The organism is Escherichia sp. MOD1-EC5189, from assembly GCF_002966045.1.
GTDB lineage: Bacteria > Pseudomonadota > Gammaproteobacteria > Enterobacterales > Enterobacteriaceae > Escherichia > Escherichia coli_F.
The window spans coordinates 25819-34053 of record NZ_PTRX01000038.1 but is presented as its reverse complement, the minus strand read 5'-3'; the positions used below and the strand labels follow the sequence as shown (position 1 = coordinate 34053).

Genomic DNA, 8235 nt, shown 5'->3' with positions numbered 1-8235 from the left:
ACCAGGCGATTATGAGTCGCCTGCTCTAACCACTGAGCTAAAGGGCCTTGAGTATGCAATAACAATACTTATAAACCACGCAATAAACATGATGATCTTATGATGTAAATAACAGATTTTTATGCGTTCTCATTCATCCTGGGTCGTCATTACCTGCGACATAAAACCCGACACCGCTTCCATTCACAAAGTCGATACTCTCAGTCAACAAGCAAATGCTAATACTTAGCACTATTTATAGTTACCATCGATTCAATAATAGTTTGTAATGATTTTGTATCTAATAATATAACTTTATTACATTAGCTGAAGAGTTTTCGCATCATTATGATATCTGTTACTTTTCACCCCATAAAAATAAACTTCATATAGCAATATATTCTTTCATAGATCTTATTCTGCTAATCATTAGTTTCGTATGAGCGATTTTTGACAGTTGCCTCTCCAGACCACATCGATAATTAAAAAAACAGATTTAAGCATTATCCTTTTCCATATAAATATTGGATAAAAGTAGGACATCTGTTTGCAATTACTTTCACAACAATTAAACATTTTTATGTTTCCGTATACACCATATTACTCTACCATTAGAGGAACTTTATTATGTTTTCTATAAAACCAGGACCAAGAAATTTACCTATCGACAACCCCACATTGTTATCATGGAACATTACTGACGGGAATTTAAATTCCAAATTAAATACATTAGAATATCTAAACTGTATAACAAATATTATTAATTCTTGTGGAGTTTATCCTCAGGATTTAAAAGACAGAGAAATTATATCAACTTTTCACGCAGAAAAAGTCATTAATGATCTGTTAAAAAACGATTATAAAATTTCCCTTTTTCCAGATACAACTTACCGAGAGTTGAACAAAGCAGCACAGCGTAGCATTACAGCGCCAGACAGGATAGGAGAAGGAAAAACATGGATTTATCAACGAGATACAATGATTGAAAGAGGTGATAACAGCGGTGTTCATCAGTATGGTCCAGCTGAACATTTCACTCACATTATATCTGACAAACCGTCTCCAAAAGATAAGTATGTTGCATATGCTATTAACATTCCTGACTATGAGCTGGCAGCCGATGTATATAATATTAACGTAACTTCACCTTCCGGAGCTCAAGAAACATTTAAAATATTAATCAATCCAGAACATCTACGGCAAACACTTGAGCGTAAATCTCTTACTGCTGATCAGAAATCACAATGTGAAATCATCACACCCAAAAAACCTGGCGAGGCGATTCTTCATGCTTTTAATGCCACCTACCAGCAAATCAGGAAAAATATGGCCGAGTTTGCACGTTGCCATTATGGTTATATACAAATCCCTCCCGTAACAACTTTCCGCGCCGACGGACCAGAAACACCTGAAGAAGAAAAAGGTTACTGGTATCACGCTTATCAACCCGAAGATCTTTGTACCATCCATAATCCAATGGGAGATTTGCAGGATTTTATCGCATTGGTTAAAGATGCCAAAAAATTTGGCATCGATATCATTCCTGATTATACATTTAACTTTATGGGGATCGGAGGAAGTGGTAAAAATGATCTGGATTATCCCTCTGCCGATATACGAGCGAAGATTAGTAAAGATATAGAAAGTGGTATCCCTGGCTATTGGCAAGGTCAGGTCTTGATTCCCTTTATTATAGATCCAGTAACAAAAGAACGTGACCAAATCCATCCAGAAGATATACATCTCACTGCAAAAGACTTCGAAGCAAGTAAAGATAATATTTCTAAGGATGAATGGGAAAACCTCCATGCATTAAAAGAAAAGCGTTTAAATGGAATGCCTAAAACAACACCCAAAAGTGACCAGGTTATTATGTTGCAAAATCAATACGTTCGTGAAATGCGAAAATATGGCGTACGAGGTTTACGTTATGATGCAGCAAAACACTCAAAACATGAACAAATAGAGAGGTCGATAACCCCACCGCTTAAAAATTATAATGAGCGGTTGCACAATACAAATTTATTTAATCCAAAATATCAAAAAAAAGCTGTTATGAATTACATGGAATACCTGGTAACTTGTCCGTTAGATGAACAACAAATGTCATCGCTGCTTTATGAAAGAGATGATTTAAGCGCCATTGATTTTTCATTGCTCATGAAGACGATACAAGCCTTTTCATTCGGTGGAGATCTCCAAACCCTTGCATCAAAACCGGGTTCCGCAATCTCAAGCATCCCATCAGAAAGACGGATATTGATTAACATCAACCACGATTTCCCTAACAATGGTAATCTTTTCAATGACTTTTTATTTAACCATCAGCAAGATGAACAATTAGCAATGGCATATATGGCCGCTCTCCCGTTCAGCAGGCCTTTAGTTTACTGGGATGGTCAGGTATTAAAATCAACGACTGAGATTAAAAATGATGATGGGTCCACTCGTGTCGGCGGTGAGGCGTGGCTTAATAAAGGTTGCTCTACCTATCAGCAGCTCTACAATGAATTCCACGCATTATATATAGATAAAGAAGGAATATGGAGCGCATTTGAGGGTGTATTTGCAACTAAAAATGTTCTGGCCTTTAGTCGTGGGGATTCTGTGAACATTAATCACTCTCCTCATGATGGACTAGTTATAATAAATAAAGGAAACGAAGAAGTTGAAGGTACCTGGCCTAACAAATTGCAACCAGGAATATATAAAAACATGGGGAGTAATAGCGTTACCATTAATAATAATAATACACGCAAAAGTATTCCCCCTGGTAAAGTATTTACGCTTAGAGGCGGAGCTCTAAATATCAATATTCCTGGGCGCAGCGCTCTTCTTTTAGGGAAAACAGGAGAACCGCCGAACTATTTCTATTTGTAATTTAATGTTATATCTGCCCCGCTAAAACGGGGCAGATGATATGTTTAGTTTACTAACGGTCATTTTGCAGTGAAGCCATTTACTGTTTTTTATCGACCAGATAATCTGTTCTCTGATGGTAGCTCTCCCTAACCTGTTGCTTTAGTTATTCATTTCCTGTCTCCTTTGCCTTAATACCCTACATTAAATGTTACTAATTTGTTGCTTTTAATCACAATAAGAAAACAATATGTCGCTTTTGTGCGCATTTTTCAGAAATGTAGATATTTTTAGATTATGGCTACGAAATGAGCATCGCCATGTCACCCTACATCTCATAAGAGGATCGCTTCTGATGAATGCACTGACCGCCGTACAAAATAACGCTGTCGATTCAGGCCAGGACTATAGCGGATTCACTCTCATCCCATCGGCGCAATCCCCGCGTCTGCTGGAACTCACCTTCACCGAACAGACGACCAAACGGTTTCTCGAGCAGGTTGCCGAATGGCCCGTGCAGGCACTGGAGTACAAATCGTTTCTGCGCTTTCGGGTAGGCAAAATTCTTGATGATTTGTGTGCGAATCAGCTGCAACCGTTGCTGTTGAAGACGCTGCTAAACCGTGCTGAAGGTGCGCTGTTAATTAATGCGCTAGGTGTCGATGATGTCGCGCAGGCAGATGAGATGGTGAAGCTCGCAACGGCGGTGGCGCATCTGATTGGTCGCTCAAATTTCGACGCCATGAGCGGTCAGTATTACGCGCGTTTTGTAGTGAAAAATGTCGATAACTCAGACAGCTATCTGCGTCAGCCGCATCGTGTGATGGAGCTGCACAACGACGGCACCTACGTCGAAGAAATCACTGATTACGTGCTGATGATGAAAATCGACGAGCAAAACATGCAGGGCGGAAATTCGCTGCTGCTGCATCTCGATGACTGGGAACATCTGGAGCACTATTTCCGCCACCCGCTGGCGCGTCGCCCAATGCGTTTCGCCGCGCCGCCGAGCAAAAACGTCAGCAAAGATGTTTTCCATCCGGTGTTCGACGTCGATCAGCAGGGCCGCCCGGTGATGCGCTATATCGACCAGTTCGTCCAGCCGAAGGATTTCGAGGAAGGCGTGTGGTTGAGCGAGCTTTCAGACGCCATTGAAACCAGCAAAGGCATTTTGTCTGTACCCGTTCCCGTTGGCAAATTCCTGTTGATAAACAATCTGTTCTGGCTACATGGACGCGACCGCTTTACTCCGCATCCGGATCTGCGTCGCGAACTGATGCGCCAGCGCGGCTATTTCGCTTACGCCACTCACCACTACCAGACGCATCAGTAAGCGCAAAGGAATCGAGCGGATGTATGATTTTGTGATTATTGGCGGCGGCATCATTGGCATGTCGACCGCCATGCAACTGATTGATGTCTATCCGGATGCACGCATTGCGTTGCTGGAAAAAGAGTCCGGCCCGGCCTGTCACCAGACGGGCCACAACAGCGGCGTGATCCATGCCGGGGTCTATTACACGCCCGGCAGCCTGAAGGCGCAGTTTTGCCTGGCGGGAAACCGCGCCACCAAAGCCTTTTGCGATCAAAACGGCATTCGCTACGACAACTGCGGCAAGATGCTGGTCGCCACGTCCGATCTCGAAATGGAGCGGATGCGGGCGTTATGGGAACGCACAGCGGCGAACGGTATTGAGCGCGAGTGGTTAAACGCCGAGGAGCTACGCGAGCGCGAACCGAATATCACCGGACTGGGCGGCATTTTTGTGCCGTCCAGCGGTATTGTCAGCTACCGCGAAGTGACAGCGGCAATGGCAAAAATCTTCCAGGCCAGAGGCGGTGAGATTATTTATAACGCCGAAGTCAGCGCCCTCAGTGAGCATAAAAACGGCGTGGTGATACGGACCCGTCAGGGCGGTGAATATGAAGCATCGACGCTGATTAGCTGTTCCGGGCTGATGGCTGACCGGCTGGTGAAAATGCTCGGCCTCGAGCCGGGCTTTATCATTTGCCCGTTCCGTGGCGAATATTTCCGCCTTGGCCCGGCGCATAACCAGATTGTTAACCACCTGATTTACCCCATTCCCGACCCGGCAATGCCATTTTTAGGCGTTCATCTCACCCGGATGATCGACGGCAGCGTGACCGTCGGGCCAAACGCGGTGCTGGCGTTCAAACGCGAAGGCTATCGCAAGCGCGACTTCTCATTTAGCGACACGCTGGAGATTTTGGGCTCGTCGGGGATTCGCCGGGTGCTGCAAAACCATCTACGCTCAGGACTGGGCGAGATGAAAAACTCGCTGTGCAAAAGCGGCTATCTGCGGCTGGTGCAAAAGTATTGTCCCGGGCTTTCGTTAAGCGATCTCCAGCCCTGGCCCGCCGGTGTGCGGGCGCAGGCAGTATCGCCGGACGGCAAGCTGATTGACGATTTTCTGTTTGTCACCACCCCGCGCACGATCCACACCTGCAATGCGCCCTCCCCAGCAGCGACATCAGCAATTCCTATTGGTGCGCATATTGTCAGCAAGGTACAAACGCTGTTGGCAAGCCAGAGTAACCCCGGACGCACGCTGCGAGCGGCACGTAGTGTGGATGCCTTACACGCCGCCTTTAATCAATAACCTTTGAAAACAGGATGTAGCGATGAAACTGAACGACAGTAACTTATTCCGCCAGCAGGCGTTAATTAACGGGGAGTGGCTGGACGCCAACAATGGCGAAGTCATCGAGGTCACTAATCCGGCAAACGGCGACAAGCTGGGTAGCGTACCCAAAATGGGCGCAGATGAAACCCGCGCCGCTATCGACGCCGCCAACCGCGCCCTGCCCGCCTGGCGTGCCCTTACCGCCAAAGAACGCGCCAACATTCTGCGCAACTGGTTCAATTTGATGATGGAGCATCAGGACGATTTAGCGCGCCTGATGACCCTCGAACAGGGCAAACCGCTGGCGGAAGCGAAAGGCGAAATCAGCTACGCCGCCTCCTTTATTGAGTGGTTTGCCGAAGAAGGCAAGCGTATTTATGGCGACACCATTCCCGGTCATCAGGCCGATAAACGCCTGATTGTTATCAAGCAGCCGATTGGCGTTACCGCCGCTATCACGCCGTGGAACTTCCCGGCAGCGATGATTACCCGTAAAGCCGGTCCGGCGCTGGCGGCAGGCTGCACGATGGTGCTGAAACCCGCCAGTCAGACACCGTTCTCTGCGCTGGCGCTGGCAGAGCTGGCGATCCGCGCGGGCATTCCGGCTGGCGTATTTAACGTGGTCACCGGTTCGGCGGGCGCGGTCGGTAACGAACTGACCAGCAATCCGCTGGTGCGCAAGCTGTCGTTTACTGGTTCGACCGAAATTGGTCGCCAGTTAATGGAACAGTGCGCGAAAGACATCAAAAAAGTGTCGCTGGAGCTGGGCGGCAACGCACCGTTTATTGTCTTTGACGATGCCGCTCTCGATAAAGCCGTGGAAGGCGCGCTGGCCTCGAAATTCCGTAACGCCGGGCAAACCTGCGTCTGCGCCAACCGCCTGTATGTGCAGGACGGCGTGTATGACCGCTTTGCCGAAAAATTGCAGCAGGCGGTGAGCAAACTGCACATCGGTGATGGGCTGGAAAAAGGCGTCACCATTGGGCCACTGATCGATGAAAAAGCGGTAGCAAAAGTGGAAGAGCATATCGCCGATGCGCTGGAGAAAGGCGCGCGCGTGGTTTGCGGAGGCAAAGCGCATGAACGCGGCGGCAACTTCTTCCAGCCGACCATTCTGGTGGATGTTCCGGCCAACGCCAAAGTGTCGAAAGAAGAGACGTTCGGCCCCCTCGCCCCGCTGTTCCGCTTTAAAGATGAAACCGATGTGATTGCGCAGGCCAATGACACCGAGTTTGGCCTTGCCGCCTATTTTTACGCCCGTGATTTAAGCCGCGTCTTCCGCGTGGGCGAGGCGCTGGAATACGGCATCGTCGGCATCAATACCGGCATTATTTCCAATGAAGTGGCCCCGTTCGGCGGCATAAAAGCCTCGGGGCTGGGTCGTGAAGGTTCGAAGTATGGCATCGAAGATTATTTAGAAATCAAATACATGTGCATCGGTCTTTAACTGGAGAACGCGAATGAGCAGCAATAAAGAGTTAATGCAGCGCCGCAGTCAGGCGATTCCCCGTGGCGTTGGGCAAATTCACCCGATTTTCGCTGACCGCGCGGAAAACTGCCGGGTGTGGGACGTTGAAGGCCGTGAGTATCTTGATTTTGCGGGCGGGATTGCGGTGCTCAATACCGGGCACCTGCATCCGAAGGTGGTGGCGGCGGTGGAAGCGCAGTTGAAAAAATTGTCGCACACCTGCTTCCAGGTGCTGGCCTACGAGCCGTATCTGGAGCTGTGCGAGATTATGAATCAAAAGGTGCCGGGCGATTTCGCCAAGAAAACGCTGCTGGTCACCACGGGTTCCGAAGCGGTGGAAAACGCGGTGAAAATCGCCCGCGCCGCCACCAAACGTAGCGGGACCATCGCCTTTAGCGGCGCCTATCACGGGCGCACGCACTACACGCTGGCGCTGACTGGTAAGGTGAACCCGTACTCTGCGGGTATGGGGCTGATGCCGGGCCATGTTTATCGCGCGCTTTATCCTTGTCCGCTGCACGGGATCAGTGAAGATGACGCTATCGCCAGTATTCACCGGATCTTCAAAAATGACGCTGCGCCGGAAGATATCGCCGCCATCGTGATTGAGCCGGTTCAGGGCGAAGGCGGTTTCTACGCCGCGACGCCAGCCTTTATGCAGCGTTTACGCGCACTGTGTGACGAGCACGGGATCATGTTGATTGCCGATGAAGTGCAAAGCGGCGCGGGGCGTACCGGCACGCTGTTTGCGATGGAGCAAATGGGCGTCGCGCCGGATCTCACCACGTTCGCGAAATCGATCGCAGGCGGTTTCCCGCTGGCGGGCGTCACCGGGCGCGCCGAAGTGATGGACGCTGTCGCTCCGGGCGGCTTAGGCGGCACTTATGCGGGTAACCCGATTGCCTGCGTGGCAGCGCTGGAAGTGTTGAAGGTGTTTGAACAGGAAAATCTGCTGCAAAAAGCCAACGATCTGGGGCAAAAGCTGAAAGACGGATTGCTGGCGATCGCCGAAAAACACACCGAGATCGGCGATGTACGTGGTCTGGGAGCGATGATCGCCATCGAGCTGTTTGAAGGTGGAGATCATAGCAAACCGGACGCCAAACTCACCACCGAGATCGTGGCGCGCGCCCGCGATAAAGGCCTGATTCTTCTCTCCTGCGGCCCGTATTACAACGTGCTGCGCATCCTTGTACCGCTCACCATTGAAGACGCTCAGATCCGTCAGGGTCTGGAGATCATCAGCCAATGTTTTGATGAGGCGAAGCAGTAGCACCGCACCAT

Annotated in this window: 5 protein-coding genes; all 5 read left to right on the top strand. The window is 49.1% G+C overall.

The window, feature by feature from the left end:
• Positions 1-606: 606 nt before the first annotated feature.
• The 5 genes from ATB02_RS22805 (at position 607) to gabT (ending at position 8224) form a co-directional block, all read left to right on the top strand.
• Positions 607-2859, top strand: coding sequence for an alpha amylase C-terminal domain-containing protein (locus tag ATB02_RS22805; protein ID WP_105272291.1), 2253 nt, complete (start codon positions 607-609; stop codon positions 2857-2859).
• Between the two features lie 334 nt (positions 2860-3193).
• Positions 3194-4171 (top strand): glutarate dioxygenase GlaH, encoded by a 978-nt coding sequence (gene glaH, locus ATB02_RS22800; protein ID WP_105272290.1) that lies wholly within the window; start codon positions 3194-3196, stop codon positions 4169-4171.
• A gap of 19 nt (positions 4172-4190) precedes the next feature.
• Complete coding sequence (gene lhgO, locus ATB02_RS22795) at positions 4191-5459, top strand: L-2-hydroxyglutarate oxidase (protein ID WP_105272289.1); 1269 nt, start codon at positions 4191-4193, stop codon at positions 5457-5459.
• A 22-nt stretch (positions 5460-5481) separates the two neighbouring features.
• Complete coding sequence (gabD, locus tag ATB02_RS22790) at positions 5482-6930, top strand: NADP-dependent succinate-semialdehyde dehydrogenase (RefSeq protein ID WP_105272288.1); 1449 nt, start codon at positions 5482-5484, stop codon at positions 6928-6930.
• 13 nt (positions 6931-6943) lie between these two features.
• The gene (gene gabT / locus ATB02_RS22785) at positions 6944-8224 is read left to right on the top strand and encodes a 4-aminobutyrate--2-oxoglutarate transaminase (RefSeq protein WP_032184962.1); all 1281 of its coding nucleotides are present in this window, start codon (positions 6944-6946) and stop codon (positions 8222-8224) included.
• Positions 8225-8235: the final 11 nt, after the last annotated feature.

Bases quoted from the DNA above. Each gene is read 5' to 3' on its own strand.
- glaH (WP_105272290.1), top strand. From the start codon at position 3,194: ATGAATGCACTGACCGCCGTACAAAATAACGCTGTCGATTCAGGCCAG.
- gabT (WP_032184962.1), top strand. From the start codon at position 6,944: ATGAGCAGCAATAAAGAGTTAATGCAGCGCCGCAGTCAGGCGATTCCC.
- gabD (WP_105272288.1), top strand. From the start codon at position 5,482: ATGAAACTGAACGACAGTAACTTATTCCGCCAGCAGGCGTTAATTAAC.
- lhgO (WP_105272289.1), top strand. From the start codon at position 4,191: ATGTATGATTTTGTGATTATTGGCGGCGGCATCATTGGCATGTCGACC.
- ATB02_RS22805 (WP_105272291.1), top strand. From the start codon at position 607: ATGTTTTCTATAAAACCAGGACCAAGAAATTTACCTATCGACAACCCC.